Origin of the sequence: Bradyrhizobium sp. 186, from assembly GCF_023101685.1 — a bacterium.
Taxonomy (GTDB): domain Bacteria; phylum Pseudomonadota; class Alphaproteobacteria; order Rhizobiales; family Xanthobacteraceae; genus Bradyrhizobium.
The window spans coordinates 1,629,459-1,655,968 of sequence record NZ_CP082164.1; the positions used below are offsets into that span (position 1 = coordinate 1,629,459).

The following is a 26,510-nucleotide window of genomic DNA, read 5'->3' on the forward strand; positions in this document are numbered from 1 at the left end:
TGATCAATTGCGGTCGGTCGGTAGTTGTAGAATTCCTTCGATAGACAAGCCCAACCCGGAAGGTTTCATCTCGATGCGGTCGCCCGAGAGCCAGACTTCGTAACAGCCATCGTCTGGTTCTTCGAAGTAAACACAGATCTCGTTCCTCTCGATGGTCCACTTGCCAGCTTTCATCTTGCCGTCTGAATAACTTCGCAATGTGCCGTCACGGTCGTAGACGTCACGGAAATGCACTTCATCAGTGAGCTGCATCCCGATGAATTTGGCCCGAATTTGCATGCCGGACAGCTTCTGCGCGCTTTCGGCGGCGACCGCGCTGCTTTCAAGCGCGGCCGAGACCAGTGTTGCGATCGCGAGCGTAGTCAACTTCACCATCGCGGCGTCCAATCGTGAGGAGGTCCGCGCTTCACGATTTTTTCCCGCAGGCCTTCATGCAGATCTTGTATTCGGTCTTGCATGCGGGGCCGGCGTAGTTCTTCATGCACGCCGCTGCTGTTCGCTGCATACTTTGCAGCTCGTTTGAGCCTGCACCGCATTGTTGGCGCAAGGCCGACGAGCATCAGCAACGCTATCGCACAGGTTCTCATGGTGAGGTTTCCTAAGGTTGTTTGAATGAAGGCGCCTAAGTCTTCATGCTCGCGGTCTTGTCGAGTGCCGCACGGAGTCCCTTGGCAAGCTTTAATGCATCGTCAACAGCCCAGAAATGCAGGAAGAACAGCCGCGGCTGCTCGCCCAGCATGTGGCTGTGCACTGCGGTGACGTCGATGCCATTCGATCGCAGGGCGCGGATCACCGGATTGACCTCGTCATTGGTGAGCACAAAATCGCCGGTGATTGCGGCTTTGCCGCCGCCGGTCGGTTGAAAATTGATGGCAATCGCCACGCCCATGGGGCCGACCGGCGCCATCACCATGTCATTTTCCTTGATGGGATCGGTGCGCGGCACATTGAACTGGTAAACACCGCCATTAGCCTGGCCTTTGACACCGATCAGCTTGTCGAGTTGTGTGGTATCGAGATCGATCGCTGGCGGCGGCGAAGCTGCTGCGGGCGCGGTCATCGGCGTCTTGCTGACCACCAAGGCGTCACGAATGGTCGTGGCCATCTTGACGGGGTCACCATGACCGCCGACATGCATGTAAAATGTAGCAGGGCTGGCTCGCAACAAATGATTATGTACCGCCGTGATGTCGAGGCCACCCTCGATCATCTTCAGCATGACGGGATTGACCTCGCTTTCGAGCAGCACGAGGTCTCCCATCACCATGGCTTCGCCATGCATGGGTTTGAATGCAACCCAGCCACCGAGTGCCAGCGCCGGCTTGATTGTGACGCCATCGAGAGTCACCGAAAGGTCGGAGCGCGGAAAGCCGTAACGGTGCACATCATCCGAGACGACGGGCTTTCTGCCAAAGACGTCGTCGACCTTCTGCCAGTCGATGTTTGCAGCATGCGCGGACGTGACAAAAGGTTCGGCAAGAACCTGCCAGTCGAATTTCTGCGGGTAAGCTCCGGTGCTGACGGAAGCTGCGATAACTGAAACGATAATGCCAAGCAACTTGCGCATGGTTCGGTCCTCCTTGGTTGGTTTAGCGAGCGCCATTGTTTTCAACACGACGTCATTTCACTCTGTGCTTCTCGACGATGGCGTCGAAAGTCTCTTGATCCTTGTTCGCTCGCATCCTGATATTGGCTCCGGACATCCAGACTTCATTGCAATCGAGCGCCTCCAGGTTTGGATTCGACATGCAGAGCTTGTTGTTCTGGATTTTCCAGGACCCGGTCCACTTCTGGCCCTGCTCGCCGCTTATGAGAACGCCGTCGGGCCGCAGATAGATGACCCAGTGGGAACCATCGGTAATATTCTTGCCGATCACCCTTGCGCGGATTTCCGTTTCACCAAGCAGTTTGAACGTTTCCTCCGCGTGCGCAGTCCATCCACAAACCGTCGCAGGCAACAGAATTGTCAGCGCAAGGATTTGTGCCGTTCGGCAGCTCATGACCGAGCTCCGTCGTAAGCGTGCCCGCATCGCCAGCCAATTGTGCATCTCTGCGCAAGGTATCTCGCACGCGGCCATTAGCCTTCGCGGCTGTACTGATCGTACAGCTTCGCAGCGTTGTCCCAGCGGATTGCTTCCATATAGATGTCGACATAGCGCGCGGCCGCCGCACCGTAGTCCATGTGATAGGCGTGCTCGTACATGTCGAGCACCAGCACTGGCCGGCCGCCGGCAAGCGTCGTGGTGTGGTCCGCCGCCCATTGATTGACCAGGCGTTTGTCGCGCGGCGAGTAGGACAGGATCACCCAGCCGGAGCCGCCGCCCTCTGCCTTGCCCATCGCGGCAAATTCCGCGCGCCAGCGCGCCGCTTGCGCCGGCACCACCACCGAGTCCGTCGAAATATATCTCGTGCAGGATCATCGAGTTCGCGGCGATCAACTCTTCGCGCTTCAGGCCGTTGACTATGAAATTCGGCGCCTTGGTGAAATCGAGCTCGGCCAGCTGCGTGCCGATCGCGTTGAGGCGCTTTACGGCGCCAACGTAGTTATTCTCATAATGGCTTACGAGAACCTTCTCCGAGATGCCCTTGATGGACTTCGGGTCGAGTGACAGGGGTTTTGCTTGATATGGCATCGTTCTGGCTCCGTTCGGTTGGTTAGTTTGGGCGAATGCAGGGCTCGCCGCCAGCGTTGCTGTTGATGCGGCGGCAGCAACGAGTCCCGCTCCCTGAATGAAGCTTCGGCGTTCGGTTTTGATGGTCATGGGAATCTCCTTGGGTTGACGTCTCCCCGAAAGGTGCGCGGGGGCGGATGACTGGTTCGTTGTGGACTCATGGCAAGGGTGCGACGTCGCAGGTCGCAGACGCGATCGCGAACAGCACGCCAAGGAAGCGTGCTTGCCTCCTCATAAGGTCGCTTTTCGGTAGCACCGTCAGGCTCCCGCGGCGCGCGCCGGCCAGTTGTGCGTCTCGGCTTGCAGAGAGCGGCACCAGGTGTAGAGCGCGTCGTAGATGACCATGCCGTGCTTCAGCATTTCGTGGTCATCCGGGAAGTTCGCGGAGAGGCCGAGCGAGATCGCGAACAGGCCGCCGCATTGAGGGCTCAGATCGTGCCGCGAGATGTCGGCACCCCGAACGATGGTTGCCAGATGATCGAGCGCCGGATCATTGATCTCGTAGATGCGCAGGATGGTATCGAACGAGCAGCGCTCGCCCTCATGCGTGAATTCCACGCCGTCGATGTCGTAGGGGATTCCACCCGTTTGTTGGGCAACCGCAACGACCTGATCCTTCGGGACGTAGATGAACTCTGCATTCGGATCGATGAAGCGGCGGATCAGCCAAGGGCAGGCAATGCGGTCGATCTTCGGGTGTTCTCGCGTGACCCACTTGCTCGGGGTAGGGCCGATGTTACGGCGGGTCGGCAATCCCTGCTCGGTCCAGTCGGCAATGCCGCCTTCCAGGAAATTCGCCTCCATGCCCATGAGGCCCAATGCAGCGGCCACGCCCTGGCTGACTTCACGTCCGTGAATGCAGTAGGTGACGATTTGGCGCCCGCTCGGTAGATCAGTTCGCCATTCTTCGACGTTGTCCGGCGAGCGATGAAACGCATCGGCCACGAGCGTTCCGGCGCCGGCAAAGTCAGCGTCGCGGCGCACGTCGACAATAATCGGCGCCGCTTCGGAGCCGAGCCGTGCGTACAGGATTTCTGGTGAAATGGAATTTTTACGGTCGTCCATGCGCAAATCTCCTCGACAAGTCGAGTGCTGCGCAGCGCTTGGACCGTGGTCTCAAGGGGAGACTGCATTTCCCCTTCGCATCTAATAATTTGGCCACGAGGCAAAAGCAAGAGCAACAACCACCGACGACGGATTGTTGGGCTCGGGGCGCTCGTGACTATTTTCAGCAACAAACTCGCATACTCATAGGCGTTCGAACGGGAGCATCACAAATTCGTGCGGGAATTACTAGCTTCGTGGGAAACTTGTTGTGAGCGGTTCGGAACCTTCACGGCCCGAGGCGACTTAGAGCGGCTGCTTGCTCGGGACTCTATTGCCGAGGCAACAAACTCACGCAAGGGCGCGGCTGAACTGGAGGCAGGCATGAAAACGGTTTATGGAATTGTCGTAGAGATGCGCCTTTGCTCCCTGGCAACGGCCGCCGCTATGTTAGCCGTGGTGGCCGGCCCCACCAGAGCTGCTGACGAATCCATCAAGGAGAAGGCGGCGCAATGCACGCCCTGCCACGGTGAAGCCGGGATGTCCGAAACTGAGAACACTCCGTCGCTGGCGGGGCAGCCCGATCAATACCTGCAGTGGCAACTGGTTTTCTTCCGCAGCGGCTCCCGGAAGAACGAGGTCATGCAGCCGATGGCCGAGCAACTCAACAATGAGGACGTTCGCAATCTCGGCGCCTATTTTGCCTCGCTGACGCCGCCGAAAGCATACGCACCCGATGACAATCCCGACTTGTCCAGGAAAGGTGCGGAGGCTGCCGCAGGACGGCGCTGTGCGTCATGCCACGGCGATACATTTGCTGGAACGAAAGCGGTTGCGCGTCTCGCCGGCCAGCGCGAGGAATACCTGGTCAAGGCGCTGCATGACTACAAGTCAAGTTTGCGAGTCGGTGGTGGCGTGGCGGCGATGGCGGATGTCGCCTATCCCCTGAGCGAAGAGGAAATCACCGCGCTCGCGCACTATCTGGCGCATCTCTAGCCTTCATCTTGAGCAGGTCATTCCGCACCTAAACCGGCCACTCAAAAGACTGTCGCCGCGCCTTTCCATCACAATCTCTGCGGTTTGGCTTGACGCCATGGACGGAGGTGCAAGCGCACAGCGGAACGCGGACCTGTCATGCGACGCCGCTACGTCTACAGAAACGCAGTGGCGGCCAGCGCGAGGAATATCTCCTCAACTCGTTGCATGACTGCGTTTTCGGCGCTCGGCCGCGTCATTCTACAAGACACAGGTCCACGATTTGTCTGCACCACAAATTGGATTTCAGGATCGTGAAAGTAAGTTTACTTGAGACGACCGCATTTGATTGCCATCTTGGATAGTCATCTACCGTCGGGGCCCGCAGACTCCCGGCATTCTAAGACGGCTCGCCGTCCAAGTTCTGCTCGCCGCTCGAGGTCGTTGAACCTTGAGGGGTGAGCTTTTGGACAGAAAATGAGCCGTATTTCTCCGAAATGTCCCGCTCGTTTCCGTTGGTGCCGTCGAGGCGCGCTCCGCGCGGTGAAATCGGCTGAGGCGTCACGATGAGCTTGGTGTCGTTTGCATTGCGACGTCCGATCTCGCTTTTGACGATGGTCATAGCCGTCGCGCTGGTGGGTTTTCTGACGGTCGATCGCATGTCTCGGGACATCTTCCCTGATATCGGGGTGCCCGTGCTGTATGTGGCGCAGCCTTACGGCGGCATGGACCCGGCGCAGATGGAAGGGTTCATCGTCAATTATTATGAGTACCACTTCCTCTACATCACCGGCATCGAACATGTGGAAAGCAAATCGATTCAGGGCGTCGGGCTGATCAAGCTCCAATTCTATCCCGGCACGAACATGGCGCAGGCTACGGCCGAGACGGTCGGTTACGTCGACCGCGCCCGCGCTTTCATGCCCACGGGAACCGTGCCGCCGTTCGTGATGCGGTTCGACGGCGGCAGCGTCCCGGTCGGCGACCTCGTCTTCTCCAGCAAGACGAAAACAGTCGCCGAGCTCCAGGATGCGGCGCTCTTCAAAGTGCGCCCGTTGTTCGCGACCTTGCCAGGCGTGTCGGCCCCGCCGCCGTTTGGTTCGAGCCAGCGCACCATCCTCGTTCGCCTGGATCCGGAGAAGCTGCGTTCCTACAACATGTCGCCGGACGAGGTGGTGCAGGCGCTGAGTGCCGGTAACACGGTCAGCCCATCGGGTAACGTCCGCATCGGCAACCTCATGCCGATGGTGCCGGTCAATTCCGTAGTCGGGGATTTCAACGGTCTGAACAACATTCCCATCCGCTCGCAGGGAACGCAGACGATCTTCATACGCGACGTTGGATCGGTCGAAGACGGCGCCGACATCCAGACCGGCTACGCGCTGGTGGATGGACGCCGCACGGTCTACATCCCTGTGACCAAACGGGCGGATGCCTCGACACTCGCGGTCGTCCAGGCGGTCAAGGCCAACCTGCCACGCTTCCAATCCGTACTGCCTGATGACGTAGAGGTCGGTTACCAGTTCGACCAGTCACCCTACGTGACGCGCGCCATCCAGGGCCTGTTCGTCGAAGGCGCTCTCGGCGCGGTGCTCACAGGCCTCATGGTGCTGCTGTTTCTGCGGGATTGGCGCAGTTCGCTCGTCGTGGTCTTGAACATTCCGCTCGCGATTCTCGCGTCGGTGACAGCGCTCTGGGTATCGGGTCAGACCATCAACATCATGACCTTGGGCGGGCTGGCGTTGGCCGTCGGCATCCTGGTCGACGAGGCGACAGTTACCATCGAGAACATCCACACCCGTCTTGCCGAGGGCCGCAGCCTTGCCCGCGCCGCGAGCGAGGCAACGGCCGAGACGACGCTACCCCGGTTCGTGGCGATGCTCTGCATTCTGGCGGTGTTCATTCCCGCCTTCTTCATGACCGGCGCGGCGCACAACCTGTTCGTGCCGTTAGCCTTGGCGGTCGGCTTCTCGATGGTGGGGTCTTATCTGCTTTCCAGTACCTTTGTGCCGGTATTATCGGTCTGGATGCTGCGCAATCCGAATATGCACCACGAGCCGCAAGAGACGTTCTTCGATCGGCTGCGAGCCAGGTACGATCGGTTCGCGCGCGCCGTCATGAAACGACGGCGTATCGTCGTGCTTTCCTATCTCGTCATAACCGGCGCAGTCATTTTCTTGGTCGGAAGCTCGCTCGGCACCGAGATTTTTCCGATCGTGGATACCGGTCAGCTGCAGTTGCATCTTAGGGCCCCCGCGGGAACGCGCATCGAGCGCACCGAGCAGATTGCTTTGCAGACACTCGACGTGATCAAGCGCGAGGTCGGGCCGGATAATGTCGACATCAGCCTCGGTTTTGTCGGCACGCAGCCGCCCAATTACCCCATCAACACAATTTATCTGTGGGGTTCCGGCTCCGAGGAAGCGGTGCTGCAGGTACAGCTCAAGCGCGGCACCAAGATCGGCATCGAGGGTTTGAAGGAGCGGCTGCGTCAGAAATTGCCCCAGGAATTGCCGGGTGTACGCTTCTCATTCGAGCCGAGCGACATCGTCAGCCGGGTGATGAGCTTCGGCGCGCCGACCCCCATCGAAGTAGCAGTGAGTGGGCCGAACCTCGCCGATAGCCGCCAATATGCCGACAAGCTGCGAGCGAAATTGGCACAGCTGCCGACGCTACGTGACCTGGGATTCGAGCAGGAACTTAATTACCCGACAGTAAAGGTCGCGGTAGACCGCGAGCGGGCGGGCGTACTCGGTGTTACGGCGAATGACGTGGCGAAATCGGTCGTCGCGGGCACGTCATCCAGTCGCTACACCTCCGCGAATTATTGGCCCGATCCCAAGAGCGGTATTGGTTATCAGGTGCAAGTCGAGATCCCCGAGCACCAGATGAATTCCCTGGAGGAGGTGAAGAATCTCCCCATCGCTCGCCGGTCGGGCGGACAGATCGACCTCCGCAATGTGGCCGGCGTTACCGACGGCACAGCGCTCGGCGAATATGACCGCTACAACATGCAGCGCATGCTGACGCTGAGCGCAAACATCTCGGGCGAGGATCTCGGACGCGCGGCCGCCCGCGTGCAGCAGGCTATCAAAGATACGGGAAAGCCGCCCGATCGGGTGAATGTAACAGTGCGCGGGCAAGTCGAGCCGATGGCGGAGATGTTCGGGGGTCTGCGCCTGGGGCTCTTGATGGCGGTGGGAGTCATCCTTCTGCTGCTGACCGCAAATTTCCAGTCGTTCCGGCTTTCCCTGGCGGTGGGGTCGACGGTTCCCGCCGTCATCGCCGGGGTCGTGCTTATGCTGTGGCTCACCCGGACCACGCTCAACATTCAATCCTTCATGGGCGCGATCATGGCGATCGGTGTGGCCGTGGCAAACGCCATCCTGCTTGTGACTTTCGCCGAGCGCAGCCGCATCGCGGGCCACGAACCATGGGAGGCTGCAATCGAAGGCGCACGAAGCCGTCTGCGTCCGATATTGATGACAAGTTTCGCGATGCTGGCCGGGATGATGCCAATGGCGCTCGGCCTAGGCGAAGGCGGAGAGCAAAGCGCGCCGCTGGGGCGGGCGGTGATCGGCGGTCTCGTCGGCGCGACGTGCACCACGCTCATTATACTGCCGGCGATCTTGGCTATGCTCCAGTCGCGGCATGCCCCGGTTTGCGCGTCGCTCGATCCTGACGACCCGGATAGCCGCTATTTCGAGCCGGAGCCGCGGCTCGGGTTGGTGTCGGATCGTGGCGACGGATTCACTGAGCACCATGCTCGGGCGGCGGAATAAGCGGAACAGCCAGAACGGAATTTAAAGGCGGAACACCATGAATTTCACGAGTCGAACGGTTATCAAGGTCTTGGTGGTTGTCGTCGGCGTCGGCGCGGCAGGCATCGTTGCGGATTGGGATTTGGCAGCATCGCCATCGCCATCGCCATCGCCGTCGCGCGTGAGTCCGTGGAAGCCGGATAACCTACCGCGGGTCGAAGTTGTGCGTCCGCGCCGCGCCACGGTGGCCCAACGTCTCCAAACCAACGCCACCCTGGAAGCCTTCGAGGAGGCGGACCTGTTCGCCAAAGTCTCCGGATACCTGTCGGATGTTCGCGTCGACATCGGGGATCACGTGAAAGGGGGTCAAGTGCTCGCCGTAATCGACGTTCCCGAAATGAAGCAGGAACTCGCCGAAGCTCAGGCACAGCTCGAATCCAAGAAAAGTTCGCTGGAGAGCGCGCGCCGCCAACTGGACCACAACAAGGCGGACGTAGCGCTTCAGAACGCTCTGGCGAAAGACCGGGAGCAGTTGGGTGAAGGACGGCAGTTCATCAGCGACCGGACGCTCGATCAGGTGCACGCCAATGCTGATATCGCCAAGGCCGATCTCGGCGTTGCAGAGGCAAACCGCGACCTCGCCGCGAATCAGGTCGACGTCGCCGCTGCGACTGTGGAGAAGATCAAGACGCTGCTCGCCTATACGCAGATCGTGGCGCCTTTCGACGGCGTGGTGGCGCGGCGACAGGTGAACCGGGGCGATTTGGTCCAGGCCGCGACGGCCACGCGGACCACGCCGTCCGCAGGGTCACTTTTCACGGTGCAGCGGATAGACACGATCCGGGTGTTTTGCGACGTTCCGGAGAACGACGTACCTCACCTTCACGTCGGCGATCCGGCCATCGTCAAGCCCGCTGGCTTCGACGGTCAGGCGTTGATCGGCAAGGTAACCCGCTTCTCGCTGCGTCTCGATCCCGAGACCCGCAATATGCGTACCGAGATCGACCTACCTAACCCCAATGAACGGCTTTATCCGGGCACGTATGCACAGGTCTCACTGGAAATGAACCGGCGCCCCGATGCGCTTACGGTACCCACCGCGGCCGTAAGTTCAGATGGCGACGGCACCTTCGTGTACACCATCGCCGACAATCGGATCACACGCCTCGCCATAAAGACTGGTCTCACCGATAACGGTCGCATCGAGGTGACCGCGGGCCTATCGGAGGAGACACCGGTGGTGGCAAGCACCAACGGCGCGCCGCTTCTGAGAACGGCGGTTCAGCCGCAGATGGTCCGCGAGAACTCCTAGCATCACGGCACGGAAACTGAGACGCAAAGCGTGACGGTTGGCGCGAACAGTCGCGGCGGAGCCGAGGATTTGAAGGCAGAAGACGGCCTTCGTGCCCAACGCCCTGCAGCCCGGTGACAAGGTGGTCTTCACTGCAACAGAAATTGGTGGCGTTAGGACGATCACCAAACTCGAATAGCAATGATCCACTTAGCCCGGCGGGTTAACTGCCGGCACTCAATATTGGGGCCGATGGGTCTCAACCCATTTGCGCGCGTGCTCGACGGGCTCGCCGATGTGCGGAGCGACCATTGCCCAAACTTTGGTGACGGCGGGCTGCGCCTCCATTCGCGCACGCCACGCCGTGATCCGCGGCCGGGTCTTGAGCATCTCATGGCCTTCCGGCGTCATGCTCAAACTGGTCAGGGTGGGGAGAACAAAGAAATCAGCCAGCGTCAGTTGGTCGCCAAGTAGGTAAACCGCGTCCGTGCACAGTTCGCACTCCATCACGTCCAGTGCGATCGCGATGCGCGGCAAGGCGTGAGCGACCACCTTCTCGTCTGAAGCAATTCCGAGCGCGGGATAGATCAGCCGCTCATGGCTCAGATGATAGGACATATAGGGATAGTAATAGCTGCTCACGGCACTGATCCATTGATGCATCCTGGCGCGTTCGCGCATGTCCCTTGGCTGAAGTGCAGGACCGAAGGCTTCGTCGACATAAAGGGCGATCGCCGAAGTTTCGTAGATGCGGAAACCCGCGTGATCCAGGATCGGCACGCGGTTGAACGGATGCAACGACAGATGGGCTGGGCTCCCCATCTCCGGTTCGAGATCGTGAAAATCGAATGCGACCTTCTTGTGCGTCAGGACGAGCCGGACGATGTTGACGAAGGTGCTGATCGGAAACACCGGCTTCGAGGAGAGCGCGAGCCGCGAAGGATGCCCCCCGAGCGCGCCGCGGATCGCCGCGGCGTTGATGCTCGCGCGCGCCTTTGACGCTTCGCCGGCCGCGGCGCAGGACCTGCTGTCGGGGGGCGCTCCCGTCGTTGTCGACGTCGCCGACGGCGCGCTGCTCGATGCGCTGAAGGGCGAGTGGCGCGGGATGTTCTTCGACGACGCGTCGCGGTTGATCGATCTGGTCAGGACCGCTCCCGGCCGTCGCTGTGCGCTCGACGGCGCCTACATCATGCTGAAGGAGCCGCTCAAGGACGCCGCGAAGGAGCGTCTCGAACGTGTCGCCGTCGACATGTGCGGCTACGCGCTGCCGTTCGTCGCGTTCTCGCCCGACGGCCGCACCTGCCTGCCGAAGGTGGTGAACGACGCGGCGCGGCACCGGATCGAAGTGCCGACGCTCGATCTCGCGACGGTCGCGCGCACGATCCGCGCCGTGACCGGCGTCAAGACGGCGGTGGACCTTCCGGCCGAGACGGTGCGCGCTCTCGGCGTCGGAGACCTCGCTGCCGCCATCCGCTTCGACCGGACGCCGGAGGCGTGCGTCGACGAACTGCACCGTCTCGCCACCCTGAAGAGTGCAGAACGGCCATCGCGCGGTCTGCTCCTATCCGAGATCCACGGCATGGCCGAGGCGCGCGCCTGGGCCGACGACGCGATCACGGGGCTCGCCGCCTGGCGACGGGGTGAGGCCACCACCTGGGACGATTCGGTCTCAAGCGCTGTGATGCTCGCGGGGCCGCCCGGCGTCGGCAAGACATTGTTCGCCGAGGCCTTTGCGCGGAGCGCGTTGGGCGAGGACTCGAAATCCGGCATCCCGCTGATCGTCTGCTCGTATTATTCGTGGCAGGCAGAGGGCCACTTGGGTGATTTCCTGGCGGCCATGCGCCGCGACTTCGCCTCCGCCCGCGCGTGTGCGCCTTGTGTGATTCTGCTCGAGGAGTGCGACAGCTTCGTCGACCGCCGTGGCGTCAAGCATTCGCACTCGGACTACGTCAGGAACTGCGTCAACGCCCTTCTCGAGGAGGTCGACGGCGTGCGCCGGCGGGAAGGCGTATTCCTGATCGGCTGCACCAACGAGGTCGAAGCCTGCGAGCCGGCATTGCTGCGCGCCGGCCGCTTCGAGAACGTGGTTCGCATCGGTCTGCCCGATCCCGCCGAGCTCGAGAAGATCTTCCGGGTGCGCTTGAAGGGCGATCTCGTCGGCGCCGACATCTCTGCCGTCGTGGCGTCGGCGGCCGGCATGACAGGCGCCGATGCGGAGCGCGCGGTCAAGGACGCGCGCCGTGTGGCACGGCGCGAGAACCGCGAGCTCCGGCTCGACGACCTTCGTCATGCCGTCTTCGGCGACGATGACCGCTCCGACGAGCTGCGCTGGCGGACGGCAGTCCATGAAGCGGGTCACGCCCTGGTTGACGTGCTGCGCTTCGGCGCCGACGGCGTCGTCGCCAACATTACGCGCACGGACCAGCGGCTCGGGATGTCGATGCGCACGGCGAAGCTCGCGTTCGAGGGCACGGCGACCGCCTATCGCTTCCGAATCGAGGTCCTGCTGGCCGGCCGCGCCGCGGAGGAAGTCCTGCTCGGCGAGGCGTCCGACGGCGCTCGGGAGGATCTCGCGGAGGCTACCAGGCTCAGCTGCGCGATGCTGGGCGGGCTCGGTTTGTCGGGGCCTTCGCCCTTGACGCATCTCGGGGACCTGCGCCGCGCCGAGGAGTTTCTCCGCTACGTCGACATCCGCGCCGCAGTGGGAATCGAGCTCGCCGAGGCAGATAGCGCCTGTCATGACTTGCTCGAGGCTAACCGATCGACGCTGATCGGGGTGGCGCGCCAGCTGTTCGAGCGGAGCAGCATCGTCGGCGCCGAGATCGCCGCGATGCTCGAGGCCGCTCGTTCGAAGGAGTCGCCGAAGCCGGCGACGCCGGAGCGCGGCGTTGTCCTGCGCCTCGTCGACGACCCCGGCCGGCAGGAGGGGCCGTGACGGCGGCGCTGCATTGCCTGGAGAATGGTGATTACGCGAGCCGAAGGGTTCATTTTACGAAGGTGACGGCTGCCCGATCCCGTGCTCTTCCAGAAGAGCCAGAGCGGACTGAAGTGCTTCCTCCTTGAGAGCAAGTTCGCTTTCCAGCTTGGTCGTCAGCTTCTGCTGCTCCGAGAGCAACTGCCGGGCCTTTTGCTGCAACGCCTCAATGCGCTGATGCATCTGCATCGTGACGTCGTTCACGCGCGCCTGCGCCACCGCCTGGGTCTTCGCGATCCGATCGTCGATGACCTGCTTCGCCTGGGCCTTCGCCTTCTCGAGATCGATCATGAGGCTAGCGCGGGCTTTCGCCAGCGACTTGGCCTGGCGCTGCTGTTCGGTCCACTCCTCGCGGGTCAGGCGCTGCCGGCGCGGCCCCAGCCTGGTGAGGCCGCAGTGGGAGGCGACGTTCTCGTAATAGTCGTCCTGCAGGGCCTTCATGGCGGCCTTGTAGGCTCGCTTCTGCTCGTGCTTGGTCTCGCCGCGCGCCTTCGACGCCGCCGTTGCCTCGTAGCCCGGGTGCACGCTCTGAATCTGGAGCTGTCCGTTCTTCGGGAGGTCCGGGGTGATCACCCAGTGAACATGCGGGTGCGGTTCATCCAGATGCTCGACCACGCACTGGAGCGCGTCGCCCCACGTGTCGGCCAGCCAGCCGATGGTCAAGGTGCGCCAGTGTTCGTACGCCGCCGCCTTCTGTGGATCGGCCTCAATATCGGCGACCGTGTCGGGCCAGCTCGCGACGCCGACCGCGACGACCGGGGTGTCGCACCGCACCTTGTGGCCACGCTGATCAACGGCTGCATCGGCCTGCGTCGAAGCCAACGCGAATGCCTCCTGCGGGTCACAGCCGAACACAATTTTCGGCACCCTCGGCTCCGCCACGTGACTGCAGGCATGCGGTGCCCGCACCATCTCGTCGCGGATATCGAAAAGCGAAGGATTTCGCTTTTTGGAACGCCACTTGTGGGCGCCGCGGCGGGCATATACGTTCAGTCGAAAGAACTGAAATCCCATGGTTAGCATTCTCCTCCCGCTCACCATGGCCGAGGAGGCTGCAAGAGGGAAGAAAGCAGCGAACCCGGTATTCGGCGACATCTAGTCGGTTCACTAGATGTCGTTCGCCGGCTTTACGGTCCGATGATTGCTGCCCGGCCCTCTACTCCAACGTCCGGTCGGGCAGGAGGGAGGCGTCCGGATGCTCGTTCGGCCCTGACTGTTCCGCCCTTTCGAGCCGGTGTCGCAGGACAGGGCGGCTGACAGCACCCGGAAGGACGCCCTGTCGCACCAGCAGGTCCTCCATCGCAACGAGCATGAGGTCGTTCAGCCGGCATCCCTGGGTGGCCGCCAATATGCGTAGCGCGCCATGAAGGTCCGGCCTCATAGAGACGGTCGTCCGCAGGGTTTCCCCGGCCGGGCCCTGAGATCGATTGGACTGCGAATAGGTGAGGGCATCGCGAAGATGCCGCGAGCCTGCGTTGAGAGCTTCCTTGGGATTACGGCTCATTGAGTACCTCCAGTCGGCGCAAAATCCACTCGGTGACGATCTGAACCTCGGCGGCTGCGCGGCCTTCCGGCTCATATTCGAGAACCCCCATGCCGACGGCGATGGCGTCCTGATACGCGAAGCGGTAGGCAAGTTGTCCCTGCACAACGGTGCCCAACATGCGGTGGTTATCGATCCATTGGATGAGGCGGGAGCTCAGGGTCGGCGGCGTTTGGGACAGAAGGATTGCAAAAGCGATGCCGTGATCACGAAACAGGTTCCTGAGACGCATTGCGACCGACGTCGCCAGCATGGTGGGCTGGGTAACGATGAGAGCAAGATCGGCCGCTTTGACCGCGCCAGCGATCGTCCGGCCGTCGTGCGCCGGCGTGTCAACGATAACAAGATCGAACTGGTGACGATTGCGTGCGAGCCACCCGGAAAGCTCGTCAGCACGCAGATCTACCACACACGGCCACCGCTTTCTTCTCAGGCTCCTCCACAACTGCAGCGATCCCTGCGGGTCCGTGTCCAGCAAGGCGACGCGATAGCCGCGGAGCGCTGTCGCCACGGCAATATTCAGGGACGTGGTAGTTTTCCCTGTCCCACCCTTCTGTTGAACTGTCGCCAAAACTTTCATTTGCCCGCGCCCACTTTCGGTCATCGAGCATTCCAGCTGGGCGCTCGCGGATCAAATTGCGCAATCGAGAGCAAAATTTGTGGACAGTCCCTGATGGACTCAGGCGAGATTCTGCGTTTGGAAAAAGAACCGGTAAAAATCGGACAAGCTTGTCCACAGCTAAATCCGTCGAAACCGCCACTGCGCCTGACATAGGACTGGACAGGGGCCGACACTGCATCACTGCATCACTGCATCACTGCATCACTGCATCACTGCATCACTGCATCACTGCATCACTGCATCACTGCATCACTGCATCACTGCATCACTGCATCACTGCATCACTGCATCACTGCATCACTGCATCACTGCATCACTGCATCACTGCATCACTGCATCACTGCATCACTGCATCACTGCATCGTATGCGTTGCACGACCGACCATCGCGGCCGTAGTCAGCCGAGCCAAGGGGTCCATAGCGAGCAATACATCCATACGCTCGAACTTGTCCGTGAATGCATCGTAGGCCTTAATGGCGAAATCGTCTGCCACCGCGGGTCGGCGCGCGTCGTTCAACCTTTCACTTTGTCCTTAGCAGTGCGAACAGCGGGCGGACGACACCGGTCAGGAGCTCGCGTTCCGAGCTGGTCCGCGCCAGCACGCGGATGCCTAGCATTGCGCCTAGGAAGAGGCGGGCCAGGTCGGTTGCCGGCAGCTTGGTTCGAATTGTCCCGTCTGACTGGCCGCGGACAATGCAATCGCGCATGTACTTCTCAATTTGGGCGAAGACGGTCGTAACCAGATCGCGGAAGTCAGCGTCATGCGGGGCGACCTCGAGCGCGGTATTGACGACGAAGCATCCCTTCTGCAGGGCATCGGCTTGCGTCTCCTCTATGAGAGCATCGAAGTACCGCTCCAACGCGCGTAAGGGTGGTTCATCGCTCCCGAAAATCGCAGAGCAGGACTCGAGTGCCCGACGGACGTACCGATCGAGCACGAGGTGGTAGATGGCCTTCTTGTCACCGAACGCATTGTAGAGGCTCGGCGTGGTCATGCCGGTGCGATCGGAGAGATCGCGCATCGATGTCGCCTCATAGCCATTATTCCAGAAACGTTGTGTTGCGGCTTCTAGCACCGTGTCTTCATCGAATTCCCTAGGCCTGGCCATCTAGATTTGTCTGCCACTGGTGAGAGCAATAGCTTGCTGCCGTGTTTTATCACATTCGTTAGAAAAATCTATTGCATGTTTTATTACGGTCGTTATAAAATACATTGAGCCGATGCGGTGCCCGGCTTCGCCCACCGATAGTCGGAGACTTTATCCCGGCTTCGGCACGGCTCTTTGCACGCACACATCGACCGCGATCTGCACAGGAGGAATTCGCATGATCAAGCACCTCAATCGCCGCGAGTTTCTGAGCGCGACCGCTATCGGCCTGGGCGCGGTGACCCAGTTCACACTAACGGGTGCGGCACGCGCCCAAACCAGGAGCGAACAGATGAGCGAGCATGTCCAAGTAGATGGGATTTATTCCTTCCCGGCTGTGATGCAGACGCGAACGATCGAAACCAACGGTACATCCATCCATGTGCGGGTCGGCGGTCAAGGCCCGGCGGTGGTCCTTGTGCACGGCTTCGGCACCTCGGGCGACATGTGGGGTCACCTGACGAGTGCCCTCATCAAGGATCACACGATTATCATACCCGACTTGCGTGGGTCTGGCCTCTCGTCGAAGCCCGATGGCGGCTATGAGAAGAAGAATCTGGCGGTGGACGTGGTGGGCGTCCTGGATGTCCTGGGTGTGCGTACGTTCGAATTGGTGACGCACGACATCGGCATTATGGTCGGCTACGCAATTGCCGCCACCCACCCGGAGCGCGTGACCCGATGGGTGGCGATCGATGCGCCGCTGCCCGGCATCGGCCCCTGGGAGAAAATCCTCCAGGAGCCGGCCATGTGGCACTTTGGCTTCGGTGGTAAGGACATGGAGCGTCTGGTCGCCGGCCGCGAGCGTATCTATCTCGACCGCTTCTGGAACGAACTTTCCCGGCACCCGGAGCGGTTTGATGAGGCGAAGCGCCAGCACTACGCCGCGCTCTATGCGCAACCCGGCGCAATGCGAGCGGGCTTTGCCCAGTTCCTGTCGTTCAGCCAGGATGCGATCGATAACAAGGCGTTCCTTGCGAAAGGTAAGCTTCAGATGCCGGTCCTGGCCCTGGGTGGCGAAGCTACATTCGCTCCTATGATCGGTGAGGTGATCCGGGGTGTCGCCGATAATGTCGAAGTTGCGACGATCCCGGATTGCGGGCATTGGATCACGGAAGAACAACCGGCCGCGACGACAAGACTTGTCGTCGACTTCCTGCCGCGCCGTTCGTGAGTTAGCTCGCGTTACGTCGTGCGGCGCCGCGCGGCTGGGTCCAACCGGCGCCGCAGCCCCGTCACAAGCAGGGGGACTTTCGTGACTTCTGGCCCCTCTAGGCGGATCTAGGTCACGGCTCAGGAGCGAGATATGAACGCGTCGCCAAACATCGATCACGTCACCGCGCATTCGGATAGCGATGTTCTGCACTGGCTGACGAACGACACGCGCGACGAGCGTTTCCTCGACAATATTTTCGCTGAGCTGTGCCTTCGGCTCCAGCGAGCGGGCGTTCCGGTCAAACGGGCGACGCTTCATCTCATGATTGTCCATCCGCAGTGGCTCGGCTCCCGGATCATGTGGGCCGACGGGATGCGCGAAGCCGAGCTTAGGAGAGTCGACTACGATGTCAGGGAGCGCTCCGACTACATCGACAGTCCCGCAAACGAACTCCATGACGGGTCCGCCGAGGTACGCGAGAATCTGGAGCGCACCCCCGCGTTGAGTCGCAAGCACGTCTTCTATGATAGGATGCGGGCGAAAGGCCTCACTGACTATGTGGCGTGGCCGCTGTACCATACATTGGGCAAGCGGCATATTGTGACCTTTGCAACCGACCAGCCCGGAGGTTTCGACGACGCGCATATCGCCGGCCTGTTAAGGCTGTTGCCTGTTCTGGCGTTGGTCAGCGAAATCCGTATGAAGAACCGGCTGGCGCGAACGCTGCTCGAAACCTATGTCGGGTCGCACGCCAGCGAACTCGTTCTGGCTGGCGCCACCAGGCGCGGAAGCGGAACGACGGTACGCGCCGCCATCATGATCTGTGATCTTCGCGATTTCACCCGGATCTCTGACAACTGGCCGCAGCGATGACGTGATTGACATTCTGAACGGCTATTTCGACGCGATGTCGGAACCGATTGCACGGCATGGCGGGGAAATACTAAAATTTATGGGAGACGGTCTGCTCGCCATCTTTCCGCTCAGCAACCCGTCGGCCTGTGCAAATCTGCTGCATGCCGTGGCTGAGGCCCGCCAGGCCATGATTGCCTTGAACGAAAAGAACGGCGAGACCGGCCGTGAGCCGCTCAATTATGGCATCGGCATCCATGTCGGCGACGTCATGTACGGCAATATCGGGTCACAGGCCCGGCTCGACTTCACGGTGATCGGTCCGGCGGTCAACATGGCTTCGCGTCTCGAAACCCTCACCAAACAACTGGGGCGAACGGTGCTGCTGTCCCGTGCGTTCGCGGACTTCGTCAACAGCGATTTCGACCTCGAACGCGTCGGCGAATATCCGGTGCGCGGCTTCAGTGATCCAATCGAGCTGTTTGCGTATCACGGCTGAATGCTGGTCCATTGGTCAACGCCGGAGCTCCCCGAGCGGATTTAATCGGCCTGGGGAGCCCGCTGATGCCGATCGGCGGGCGAGAGACCGCTTCGGACCGCGTAAGATCCTGCGCCACTCACAAAGCGGCTGTCGGACATGGCTTCCAAATAGTTCTCGCCGTCGAGCGCGCCACACAAAGTTCTTACTTGCATTGTACCAACTAGTATGTACGATTTAACGAGGCTTAGGAGATGCCCAAGCAATCCCTTTATCTTGAGCTGACTGCGCGCGCGTACCCGCGTTCAACACCATGAACGACAAGCGAGGCACAACGGACAGGTGCGCCGACCTACTATCGTTGTGCCCCGCACTGGCCACCAAAGACTAAGCAATCATGGAAACTCGGATGATCCGTCAGATTGAGCCCAAAACAACGACCCGCCGTGACTTGTTGCGAATGACCGGCGCGACCGCTGTAGTAGGGGGAGCTGCGCAGGTGTTTGGCACGGATGCATCTGCGCAGACGGCGATGGGAAAGATCAAGGCGATCGGGTTCGATGCGTTCACGATATTCAACCCGCTCTCGGTTGACGCGGTAATTGATGAAATCCTCCCCGGCAAAGGTACTCAGTTGGCCAGTGCCTGGCGCACGCGAATCTTCGAATATTGCTGGCTCAGGACTCTCAACCAGACTTATGTGGATTTTTGGCATATCCTGGACGATGCGTTGGTGTTCGCGTTCAAGGCTGCGAAGATCGAGCTCAAGCCGGATGCGCGCGACAAATTCATGGATGCCTTCCTTCGCGTGAAACCTTGGCCGGAGGCGGTCGAGGCGCTTAAATCGATGCGGCAAGCAGGGATCCGACTCGCTTACGTCTCGAATCTGACCCCCAAGATGCTGACAGAAATGAGCCAGAGCGCCGGCATCCTCGATCTATTCGAGCACATTTTGAGCACCGATCGCGTGAAGGCTTACAAGCCGGACCCGCGCGCCTATCAGATGGCCGAGGTTGTGTTCAATTTGCCGCGCGAAAATATCGTGTTTGCGGCGTTCGGGGGGTGGGACGCAGCAGGTGCCAAATCGTTCGGCCTCAATACCTTCTGGGTCAATCACGTGAACGCGCCCATTGAGGAGTTGGGTGTGAGGCCTGATGCCATCGGGACGACGCTCACCGAATTGGCAAGATACGTCACTGCATAGCTCCCCCTGCGACGAAGTGGACGTCATGCCAGCTCAGGTTTCAGGATTGTCTAGATACCCGATCAAGCGGCTCTCATATGAGCCCCTCAACTCGGCGACATTGCAAGCTGGTCGAGATGTGTCAGGCGACAGGGCATTTGCGTTGGCGCTGCCCGCGACCGTGTTTGACGAAAGAAATCCTCAGCCGCTAAGCAAATTCGAGTTCATGGTGCTGGCACGCCAGGAAGCTTTGGCGCGGTTGAACACATCTTACGACGGTAGCACCGGGTTGTTGTCGGCGATCGACGGCACGGAAAGATTGTTGGCAAATGTCCACTGCGCCGAGGGTCGCGCCGCGATCGCAGCGTTCCTCGCACGATTTCTTCCCGAAGATCAAAAATCATCGAAGCCGCGACTCGTCACTGCGGCCAATCATTGCTTCACCGACGTCGGGGTGCACTCGTCCGAGCTCATGCACGCTATATCGGTGCTTAACCTGGCTTCGGTTAGGGACCTCGAAGCGCGCATCGGCGAACGGCTCGATCCGCGCAGGTTCCGGGCGAATGTTCTCGTCGAGGGACTCGATCCGTGGGTGGAAAACGAGTGGCTCAACCACGAGCTAATGCTGGGTGCCGTTCGGTGTCGGGGCATGCGGCTGACCCGCCGTTGTCCAGCCACTGAGGTCAATCCCGACAGCGCAATCCGGGACATCAATGTCCCGCGCGAGCTAATGCGCTTTTTCGGTCACATTCATCTCGGCATTTATCTTACCGTGATCAAAGGAGGAGTGTTGCGCATCGGCGACACGGTCACTGCGGCCGGCTAAGCAACCAGCACGACACGGTGATCCAGCCTCGTGCGCGTCGCAGGAGGGGTATCGTCGATTTTGGGGCTGGGCGGTGCGCCAGCCGTCCACGAGCCATTGGTGAAATAACCCGAACAGGCATAGCGATCATAGCCGCGCAGTGAGTAGGGCCCCTCGCAAGTTTCTCGAGCAAGCTTGCGTCGTCTTGTTCAATCTAAACCTAAAACGAGGAATTCGTCGTGACTGAGACCCGTCCCCCATTTCCACCTTTTACTCGTGAAAGCGCCATGCAAAAGGTGCGAGGCGCCGAAGACGGTTGGAATTCCTGCGATCCTGAACGGGTCGCGCTCGTCTATACTCCGGAGAGTTACTGGCGAAATCGATCAGAGTTTATCCGAGGTCGCTCGGAGATAGTCGCGTTCCTTAGGCGCAAATGGACGAAGGAGCTCGATTACCGCCTGATTAAGGAACTCTGGGCATTCACGGAGAATCGGATCGCTGTGCGGTTTGCCTACGAATGGCATGACGATAGCGAAAGCTGGTTTCGTTCGTACGGGAATGAAAACTGGGAGTTCGCCGCCAATGGATTGATGGAAAAGCGCTTTGCTTGCATCAACGATCTTCCGATCAGGGAATCTGAGCGCAAATTCCATTGGGATCGTTCACGACCGCGTCCCGCGGACCATCCAGGGCTCTCAGAACTCGGGCTTTGAGGCTCACGCATAGGGCGTGCATGTGTGCGCAGCTAGTTTGCCCCGTTTGAGGTGGCCTGCGGAGCAACGCCGGCGAATGTCGCTTCTTGCGGCAAGAAGCTCCGAAAGTCGATATGCTCCTCCTTCGTGGAACTGCAGTATGGGCGACTTACGATTTCTGGTATCCGAGCAAGCTCGTCTCGAGAATCCAAAAGTTGCTGCGCCGAAACGACCACCGATTGAGAATCGATGGCCGCCTCCGTCCACGTCGTGCTTGGCTATGCAACGGGCACGAAAGTATAACCCGCGCCGTCCGTCACAATCTTACCAACGGCCGGGAACGGGAAATGGTAGCCGGTAACGAGCGCATTATCGGCTACGACACGATCGAACAGCTTGCGCCGCGTCGCTTCCGCAAGAACTGGGTTAGCATCGATTGCGCCGTGCCAATTCGGGTGCTTCGCGAACAGGGCGGGCATGTTCGTCGTGTCACTCAGCACCATCAGCTGCTCGCTACCTGATGCGACATGGAATGCGGTGTGGCCCGGCGTGTGGCCTGGTGCCGCGATCGAGCGGATGGCCGGAATAACTTCCGTATCCCACTCGTATTGCTTCAACTTGTCCTTCAGGAGTGGGAACATCGCCTGAAGTCTTTTGGGCAGGCCATGCTGCTTCTCAGGAAGCTTGGTGAAGATGCTTTCATCCATCCAGAACTTATACTCGTTGCTTGGTACGTAAACCACGGCATTCGGGAATGTCGGCGTGTTATCTGGAGCTTTGCTCATAAGCCCGAAAACGTGGTCCGGATGGAAATGCGAAACGATCACCTTCGTGATCTGTTCCGGCTTGATACCGGCTGCCGCCATATTGGCGATCATCGCTCCGGCTGTGGGCTGAAACTGACCGCCCGTGCCGGCATCGAACAGAACCGTTTCGTTGCCGAGCTTGACCAAGGTGACATTAAATGGAATCGGCACGACTTCATTCGCGATTCCAGCGGCCGCCAGCGCGGCTTTGGTTTCGTCAACGGACACATCCTTGATAAATGACGGATCGTGAGGTTTCTCCCAAACGCCATCGTTTAAGATGAACCCCTCGACCTTACCGAACTTGAACGGGCGAAAGCCCTTGCCGGATTCCGGTCCCTTTTGGGCGAGCGCAGCCTCGATGAACGAGACCGGTTTGGGCAGGCCGAACGCTGCTCCTGCAACTGCTGCCGTCAACAGAGCGTTCCGGCGGGTTAGATTTAGCATCGCTGTCTCCTTACTTTTTCTGCGAGGACGGCCATTCGCGGTCCGCCGGCCGAAGCCGGCATCTCGTGTCAAGCGATCGCAAACTTTCTATTGGGGAATTTTGGCATCCTAACCCTCCGTCCCCAGATGCGGCGAGTAGCTGACAAAGTCGAACAAATGCGGAAATGCATGCTCGCGGTTCAAGACGCATTGGATGTCGAGAAAGATGAGCCTCTCAATCCCAGCGGACCGCATCGTCTCCGAAACGTCCCAGCAGATCCTAGCTCTACCGATGATGTGCAGCATCCGGCCGCTCTGGAAGTCGATGAATAGAAGCCCGGCGCGCGCGTCCGTTTCCAGATTGCCAAGCGTATTGAATAGCAAGTTGCCGCTATAATCCGGGAAGCTAAGTTCGTTTGGCGATATCACCCGCACGAAGCCGGGACGCCCGCCGCGGTGGGAGACGTCGAGACCTTGCGAGGATTCTTGCGGGTCGAGCTGCGGCGACCGAGATGCGATAAAGAAAGTGTCGGCCTCGGTAATGAAGCTAACCTCGTCATCGCCCAGATGGGAAGCCGTTCGGGTTTCGGGCGCGAGCCTGGAGCAGATCCGCGACCGTTCGCTACGTGCCTGAATGTATTTCGGGCAATTTCCAAAGCTCTGTTGAACCCTGATCGAGAAACCTTCGCCGATAACGCAATTTTCGATGCGGCCGTTGACCCGGTTTCGGCGACGCGTCGAAAGCTCGATTCCGAGGCCCCCGACCGGAGCACCATCTCGAATACACGAATGCAAGGGGTCACCCGGATCGGGCCATGACTTGATGGTGAGCAGATTCGCGTCCGAAGAATTCATGAACCCTGGAGGGCCGGACAAAGTGGTGGCCCAGGGGTGTCCGTTCTGGTCCGCCATTCCCACGACCATAAACGGTAGCGCAGCGAAGAACGCTCGATGCTGCTCCGGCATGTAGTCTCGGATGACTGCGCGCCCTCTGAGTTCCATGCGATCACGTACGCCGGCCAGGCTTTGGATCGTTTGCTCGCCGGCGTGAAAGGGAGACGTGGCCTTCATCATAATAATTCCATCATGGCCGCGCGCCTTGAGAAAACATGGCTGATCCCCATTATCGCCAGTTGTCTTTACGTACTAGTAGTTACACAATACAATCACGTTCGGTTGATTCGACGCGATCATGAGGATGTCATGAAGGCGAAGGGCGAGCTTGTTAAGGCGGCCAAGAAATTGATGTGGGAGCGCGGCTACGAGGGCGTAAGTCCGCGCGACTTGCTGGAAGAAAGTGGTGCAGGGCAAGGCAGTCTCTATCACCACTTCAAGGGAAAGCTGGACCTCGCGTCGGTGGCTCTGGGTGAGGTGTCCGATGAAATGTGTGAGTTCGCGCGCGAGACCGTCGGAACGGATGGTTCTGGGTTGGATCGCGTCTTCCGCTTTCTCGACGTTGCTCGCGACGGGCTAAAAGGTTGCAGGATGGGTAGATTTGCTTGCGAGTCGTCCATCGCCGAGGCTTCGTTGAGGAAACCGGTCGAACGTTATTTCCGCGAACTGCAGCAGCTTCTTGCGGCAGCTCTTCGTGAAGCTCAAGCCAACGGAGAAATCGCGAAACGACTCGATGCCAACGAGCTTGCGCTGATGCTCATAACTGTCGTGCAGGGCGGCTTCGTCGTTTCGAGGGTTTACCGCGATCGAAACGCCATCAATCAGGCCACTGAGATGGCCAAGTCCTTGCTCAAACCGCTCCCTCGCCGTTGAGCAGGAGGTGGCGGTCTTCGGGTTGAAATAGACGCCGGGTGATATTGAACGGTTTCTCCCTTTCCCATCACTTTACCCTAGGTAGGCGCCTCCATGACCGAGACACTCGACTTGCATCTTCGGCGTATGCCTCGCGTCGCTCTACTTGATCTAGCGACTCCGATCCAAAGGCTTCGACGAATTGAAGCTGCGCTAGGGGAGCAGTTGAACGGAATTGGTCTCTTTGTGAAGCGGGATGATGTGATGGGCCTTGGTGGAGGCGGCAACAAGTTGCGGAAGCTCGAATTCCTGTTGGGCGATGCTATTGCACAAGGCGCGGATACCATCATCACCGTTGGCGGACGACAGTCCAACCACGCGCGGCTGACGGCTGCTGCTGCCGCTCGCTACGGGCTGCGTTGTGAATTGGTTCTCGGGCGCGTGGTAGCGCGCGACGACGAAGACTATACGGAGAATGGTAACATCATTCTCGATGATTTGTTCGGCGCGACAATTCACGATGTTGCCGGTAACGTGAGCACGCTGGCCGTCGCCGAGGAGCGCGCAGAAATTCTCCGGGCGAGCGGCCGGAAGGTCTACGTAGCTCCGACCGGGGGGTCGTCCTCAGTAGGGTGTCTTGGCTACGCAGCATGCGCGAGTGAAATTGCGGCACAATCGGCTGCGCAGGACATCCATTTTCAGCACATCATCGTGCCAAATGGCAGCGGCGGGATGCATGCTGGCCTGTCGGCGGGCTTCGCCGCCCTCGGCGCAGGTGCAGCCAAAGTCAAGTCGTTTGCGGTGCTGGCAAGAGTTGAGGACGCTCGCCGCGGGACACTTGAAAAAATCAACGCGACGTTGGAGCTGCTTGAATCTCCCGGTGTTTCCCTTGACGAAGTCAATATTAGCGGCGCACAGCTTGGCGAGGGTTACGGCATTCCGACAGAGGCCATGAAAAAGGCGGTTCGGCTCATGGCTCGCCAGGAGGGCCTTCTCCTTGACCCGGTCTATTCGGGAAAGGCCTTCGCGGGCTTGCTGGACGACATTGCTAATGGAGCCCTCACGCCTGGACAAAATGTGCTGTTCATCATGTCTGGCGGAACTCCGGCGCTATTCGCCTATCGAAAGGAATTTCGGCCTGGCGAGTAAAAAATACCGTCTAAGATCAAGATAGGAAATCACAACCGAGGCCGGGGGACGATACGTCGTTGCCATGAAGACGTCGGTGCGATCTTATTCCAGGAGGGCGCCGGTCTAGCGATGCAGGAGATCGAGAGTTTGGATGTCTTGGCCATTGCTATGGAGCCCGAACCCTTTGACCGGCAAAGTTCGGTTGCCCTCGCGGCAACGTCGGTATGTAGCTCGTTTCGTCTAAGGTAAGGTCCACAAGGGGCTCTTCCAGGCCCTCAACGCTTCAAGGAATACGTGTAGCCTTGAAGGCAAGAAATTCCTTGTGGGATAGACGGCGTGCACTTCGAGTTGCCTCGAAGCCCAGTCGGGCAGCAACCTCACAAGTTCGCCTTTTTCGATCTTGTCGTTGCAATAGGTCGAGGGCAAAAGACCGATGCCGTGCCCTCGATAGACAAACGTGCTGACCGATTGGAAGTCTCGACTCGAAATAGGGCCGGCGACCCGGATTTCCGCCCGTTTGCGTCCATTCAGCAATTCCCACTCCGCTTCGTTGTTCTTGCCGTTGAGCAGGACACACTGATGTAGCCCGAGGTCGGCGGGCTTGGTTGGAGGCTTGCGATCCTTCAAATATTCAGGAGAGGCAACGACATAGCGAACCTGGCTACCAAGCTTCTTGGCAATCAAGCTCGAGTCTTTCAGTTCACCAAAGCGAATGCCGACATCGACATTTTCCGCGATCAGATCCAGGAACAGATTGGTGATGAAAAGGTCGACCTTGATCCTCGGATAAAGTTTCAGGAAATCGGAGATAAACTCAAGAAATGGATCTTGCCCTAAAACTACGGGCACGGAGATCTTGAGTGCCCCCTCCGGCTTCCTCTGGGTTTGTGTCAAAACCCGCTCAGCGTCGAATAAGAGGTTCAGCGGCTCACTGCATTGGTGGAAATAATCCTGCCCTTGCGAAGTAAGCGCGAGCTTTCGCGTCGTCCTTTGCAGCAGCGTGACACCCAGTTCCGACTCGAGTGCAGATACCTTCCGGCTCACGGTGGAAACCGGCATGCCAAGAGCGTGCGAAGCGCGGCTAAAGCTCCCGAGCTGCGCGACCTTCACGAATACAGCAATGTCATTCAAATCGGCCATTTCGGCGATTTTCCCATAAATGGAAATGTAATTCCAGATATTTCCGCCTAATCAATCAGGCCGG

General features: G+C 59.8%; 23 protein-coding genes and 2 pseudogenes. 11 read left to right on the forward strand and 14 right to left on the reverse strand.

Annotated elements, in window-relative coordinates; genetic code table 11:
- Positions 1-3: 3 nt before the first annotated feature.
- From IVB18_RS07595 to IVB18_RS07615, 5 genes and pseudogenes are all read right to left on the reverse strand, one after another.
- Positions 4-375 (reverse strand): hypothetical protein, encoded by a 372-nt coding sequence (locus tag IVB18_RS07595; RefSeq protein WP_247988585.1) that lies wholly within the window; start codon positions 373-375, stop codon positions 4-6.
- A gap of 247 nt (positions 376-622) precedes the next feature.
- Positions 623-1,567 (reverse strand): DUF1259 domain-containing protein, encoded by a 945-nt coding sequence (locus IVB18_RS07600; protein WP_247988586.1) that lies wholly within the window; start codon positions 1,565-1,567, stop codon positions 623-625.
- Between the two features lie 52 nt (positions 1,568-1,619).
- Positions 1,620-2,000: a hypothetical protein gene (locus IVB18_RS07605; RefSeq protein ID WP_247988587.1), complete on the reverse strand. Its 381-nt coding sequence runs from the start codon at positions 1,998-2,000 to the stop codon at positions 1,620-1,622.
- 77 nt (positions 2,001-2,077) lie between these two features.
- A pseudogene (locus IVB18_RS07610) lies at positions 2,078-2,633 on the reverse strand (Fe-Mn family superoxide dismutase).
- Positions 2,634-2,930: 297 nt separating this feature from the next.
- On the reverse strand, positions 2,931-3,737 hold the full coding sequence (locus tag IVB18_RS07615; RefSeq protein ID WP_247991579.1) for a sulfurtransferase/chromate resistance protein: 807 nt from the start codon (positions 3,735-3,737) through the stop codon (positions 2,931-2,933).
- Positions 3,738-4,130: 393 nt separating this feature from the next.
- Between IVB18_RS07615 and IVB18_RS07620 the strand changes: the two genes are divergently transcribed.
- The gene (locus IVB18_RS07620; protein ID WP_247991580.1) at positions 4,131-4,712 is read left to right on the forward strand and encodes a c-type cytochrome; all 582 of its coding nucleotides are present in this window, start codon (positions 4,131-4,133) and stop codon (positions 4,710-4,712) included.
- 379 nt (positions 4,713-5,091) lie between these two features.
- Here the strand turns inward: IVB18_RS07620 and IVB18_RS07625 are convergent, their stop codons facing one another.
- On the reverse strand, positions 5,092-5,313 hold the full coding sequence (locus tag IVB18_RS07625; RefSeq protein WP_247988588.1) for a hypothetical protein: 222 nt from the start codon (positions 5,311-5,313) through the stop codon (positions 5,092-5,094).
- On the opposite strand from IVB18_RS07625, the gene IVB18_RS07630 reads away from it, so the two are divergent.
- Both IVB18_RS07630 and IVB18_RS07635 read left to right on the forward strand, forming a co-directional pair.
- Complete coding sequence (locus tag IVB18_RS07630; protein ID WP_247988589.1) at positions 5,306-8,473, forward strand: efflux RND transporter permease subunit; 3,168 nt, start codon at positions 5,306-5,308, stop codon at positions 8,471-8,473. The genes IVB18_RS07625 and IVB18_RS07630 overlap by 8 nt on opposite strands.
- Positions 8,474-8,510: 37 nt before the next feature.
- The gene (locus tag IVB18_RS07635) at positions 8,511-9,764 is read left to right on the forward strand and encodes an efflux RND transporter periplasmic adaptor subunit (protein WP_247988590.1); all 1,254 of its coding nucleotides are present in this window, start codon (positions 8,511-8,513) and stop codon (positions 9,762-9,764) included.
- A gap of 216 nt (positions 9,765-9,980) precedes the next feature.
- On the opposite strand, the gene IVB18_RS07640 is transcribed toward IVB18_RS07635, so the two are convergent.
- Positions 9,981-10,655: a glutathione S-transferase family protein gene (locus IVB18_RS07640; RefSeq protein WP_247988591.1), complete on the reverse strand. Its 675-nt coding sequence runs from the start codon at positions 10,653-10,655 to the stop codon at positions 9,981-9,983.
- Here IVB18_RS07640 and IVB18_RS07645 point away from each other — a divergent pair.
- Positions 10,627-12,678, forward strand: a complete 2,052-nt coding sequence (locus IVB18_RS07645; protein ID WP_247988592.1) for an AAA family ATPase — start codon at positions 10,627-10,629, stop codon at positions 12,676-12,678. The two genes, IVB18_RS07640 and IVB18_RS07645, sit on opposite strands and share 29 nt — an antisense overlap.
- Positions 12,679-12,732: 54 nt before the next feature.
- On the opposite strand, the gene IVB18_RS07650 is transcribed toward IVB18_RS07645, so the two are convergent.
- The 4 genes from IVB18_RS07650 to IVB18_RS07665 all read right to left on the reverse strand — a co-directional run bounded on the left by IVB18_RS07650 (position 12,733) and on the right by IVB18_RS07665 (position 15,992).
- Positions 12,733-13,731, reverse strand: a complete 999-nt coding sequence (locus IVB18_RS07650; RefSeq protein ID WP_247988593.1) for a hypothetical protein — start codon at positions 13,729-13,731, stop codon at positions 12,733-12,735.
- A gap of 142 nt (positions 13,732-13,873) precedes the next feature.
- Complete coding sequence (locus IVB18_RS07655) at positions 13,874-14,221, reverse strand: hypothetical protein (protein ID WP_247988594.1); 348 nt, start codon at positions 14,219-14,221, stop codon at positions 13,874-13,876.
- The gene (locus IVB18_RS07660) at positions 14,211-14,864 is read right to left on the reverse strand and encodes a ParA family protein (RefSeq protein WP_247988595.1); all 654 of its coding nucleotides are present in this window, start codon (positions 14,862-14,864) and stop codon (positions 14,211-14,213) included. Before IVB18_RS07660 ends, IVB18_RS07655 begins: the two co-directional genes overlap by 11 nt.
- A 540-nt stretch (positions 14,865-15,404) precedes the next feature.
- Positions 15,405-15,992 carry a TetR/AcrR family transcriptional regulator gene (locus IVB18_RS07665; protein ID WP_256476714.1) on the reverse strand — a complete coding sequence of 196 codons (588 nt, stop codon included), beginning with the start codon at positions 15,990-15,992 and terminating at the stop codon, positions 15,405-15,407.
- Positions 15,993-16,209: 217 nt separating this feature from the next.
- On the opposite strand from IVB18_RS07665, the gene IVB18_RS07670 reads away from it, so the two are divergent.
- The 5 genes and pseudogenes from IVB18_RS07670 (at position 16,210) to IVB18_RS07690 (ending at position 21,218) form a co-directional block, all read left to right on the forward strand.
- On the forward strand, positions 16,210-17,205 hold the full coding sequence (locus IVB18_RS07670; protein WP_247988597.1) for an alpha/beta hydrolase: 996 nt from the start codon (positions 16,210-16,212) through the stop codon (positions 17,203-17,205).
- A gap of 132 nt (positions 17,206-17,337) precedes the next feature.
- Positions 17,338-18,538, forward strand: a pseudogene (locus IVB18_RS07675) (adenylate/guanylate cyclase domain-containing protein).
- A gap of 388 nt (positions 18,539-18,926) precedes the next feature.
- Positions 18,927-19,721, forward strand: coding sequence for a haloacid dehalogenase type II (locus IVB18_RS07680; RefSeq protein ID WP_247988598.1), 795 nt, complete (start codon positions 18,927-18,929; stop codon positions 19,719-19,721).
- A gap of 25 nt (positions 19,722-19,746) precedes the next feature.
- Positions 19,747-20,526 (forward strand): MOSC domain-containing protein, encoded by a 780-nt coding sequence (locus tag IVB18_RS07685; protein WP_247988599.1) that lies wholly within the window; start codon positions 19,747-19,749, stop codon positions 20,524-20,526.
- A 218-nt stretch (positions 20,527-20,744) separates the two neighbouring features.
- Entirely contained in the window at positions 20,745-21,218 is a 474-nt protein-coding gene (locus IVB18_RS07690) for a nuclear transport factor 2 family protein (protein WP_247988600.1), read from the forward strand.
- A 257-nt stretch (positions 21,219-21,475) separates the two neighbouring features.
- On the opposite strand, the gene IVB18_RS07695 is transcribed toward IVB18_RS07690, so the two are convergent.
- Positions 21,476-22,420 (reverse strand): MBL fold metallo-hydrolase, encoded by a 945-nt coding sequence (locus IVB18_RS07695; RefSeq protein WP_247988601.1) that lies wholly within the window; start codon positions 22,418-22,420, stop codon positions 21,476-21,478.
- A 138-nt stretch (positions 22,421-22,558) separates the two neighbouring features.
- Positions 22,559-23,503: a pyridoxamine 5'-phosphate oxidase family protein gene (locus tag IVB18_RS07700; RefSeq protein WP_247988602.1), complete on the reverse strand. Its 945-nt coding sequence runs from the start codon at positions 23,501-23,503 to the stop codon at positions 22,559-22,561.
- Between the two features lie 129 nt (positions 23,504-23,632).
- On the opposite strand from IVB18_RS07700, the gene IVB18_RS07705 reads away from it, so the two are divergent.
- Positions 23,633-24,196: a TetR/AcrR family transcriptional regulator gene (locus tag IVB18_RS07705; protein WP_187437328.1), complete on the forward strand. Its 564-nt coding sequence runs from the start codon at positions 23,633-23,635 to the stop codon at positions 24,194-24,196.
- 111 nt (positions 24,197-24,307) lie between these two features.
- Positions 24,308-25,324, forward strand: a complete 1,017-nt coding sequence (locus IVB18_RS07710) for a D-cysteine desulfhydrase family protein (RefSeq protein ID WP_247991581.1) — start codon at positions 24,308-24,310, stop codon at positions 25,322-25,324.
- A 222-nt stretch (positions 25,325-25,546) separates the two neighbouring features.
- Here IVB18_RS07710 and IVB18_RS07715 read toward each other — a convergent pair whose 3' ends face one another.
- Positions 25,547-26,446, reverse strand: a complete 900-nt coding sequence (locus IVB18_RS07715; RefSeq protein WP_148776633.1) for a LysR family transcriptional regulator — start codon at positions 26,444-26,446, stop codon at positions 25,547-25,549.
- Between the last annotated feature and the right edge of the window lie 64 nt (positions 26,447-26,510).

Coding starts and splice junctions, on each gene's coding strand:
- IVB18_RS07595 (WP_247988585.1), bottom strand. CDS start 375: ATGGTGAAGTTGACTACGCTCGCGATCGCAACACTGGTCTCGGCCGCG.
- IVB18_RS07600 (WP_247988586.1), bottom strand. CDS start 1,567: ATGCGCAAGTTGCTTGGCATTATCGTTTCAGTTATCGCAGCTTCCGTC.
- IVB18_RS07605 (WP_247988587.1), bottom strand. CDS start 2,000: ATGAGCTGCCGAACGGCACAAATCCTTGCGCTGACAATTCTGTTGCCT.
- IVB18_RS07615 (WP_247991579.1), bottom strand. CDS start 3,737: ATGGACGACCGTAAAAATTCCATTTCACCAGAAATCCTGTACGCACGG.
- IVB18_RS07620 (WP_247991580.1), top strand. CDS start 4,131: ATGCGCCTTTGCTCCCTGGCAACGGCCGCCGCTATGTTAGCCGTGGTG.
- IVB18_RS07630 (WP_247988589.1), top strand. CDS start 5,306: ATGGTCATAGCCGTCGCGCTGGTGGGTTTTCTGACGGTCGATCGCATG.
- IVB18_RS07625 (WP_247988588.1), bottom strand. CDS start 5,313: ATGACCATCGTCAAAAGCGAGATCGGACGTCGCAATGCAAACGACACC.
- IVB18_RS07635 (WP_247988590.1), top strand. CDS start 8,511: ATGAATTTCACGAGTCGAACGGTTATCAAGGTCTTGGTGGTTGTCGTC.
- IVB18_RS07645 (WP_247988592.1), top strand. CDS start 10,627: ATGTTGACGAAGGTGCTGATCGGAAACACCGGCTTCGAGGAGAGCGCG.
- IVB18_RS07650 (WP_247988593.1), bottom strand. CDS start 13,731: ATGGGATTTCAGTTCTTTCGACTGAACGTATATGCCCGCCGCGGCGCC.
- IVB18_RS07655 (WP_247988594.1), bottom strand. CDS start 14,221: ATGAGCCGTAATCCCAAGGAAGCTCTCAACGCAGGCTCGCGGCATCTT.
- IVB18_RS07660 (WP_247988595.1), bottom strand. CDS start 14,864: ATGACCGAAAGTGGGCGCGGGCAAATGAAAGTTTTGGCGACAGTTCAA.
- IVB18_RS07665 (WP_256476714.1), bottom strand. CDS start 15,992: ATGGCCAGGCCTAGGGAATTCGATGAAGACACGGTGCTAGAAGCCGCA.
- IVB18_RS07670 (WP_247988597.1), top strand. CDS start 16,210: ATGATCAAGCACCTCAATCGCCGCGAGTTTCTGAGCGCGACCGCTATC.
- IVB18_RS07680 (WP_247988598.1), top strand. CDS start 18,927: ATGATCCGTCAGATTGAGCCCAAAACAACGACCCGCCGTGACTTGTTG.
- IVB18_RS07685 (WP_247988599.1), top strand. CDS start 19,747: ATGCCAGCTCAGGTTTCAGGATTGTCTAGATACCCGATCAAGCGGCTC.
- IVB18_RS07700 (WP_247988602.1), bottom strand. CDS start 23,503: ATGATGAAGGCCACGTCTCCCTTTCACGCCGGCGAGCAAACGATCCAA.
- IVB18_RS07705 (WP_187437328.1), top strand. CDS start 23,633: ATGAAGGCGAAGGGCGAGCTTGTTAAGGCGGCCAAGAAATTGATGTGG.
- IVB18_RS07715 (WP_148776633.1), bottom strand. CDS start 26,446: ATGGCCGATTTGAATGACATTGCTGTATTCGTGAAGGTCGCGCAGCTC.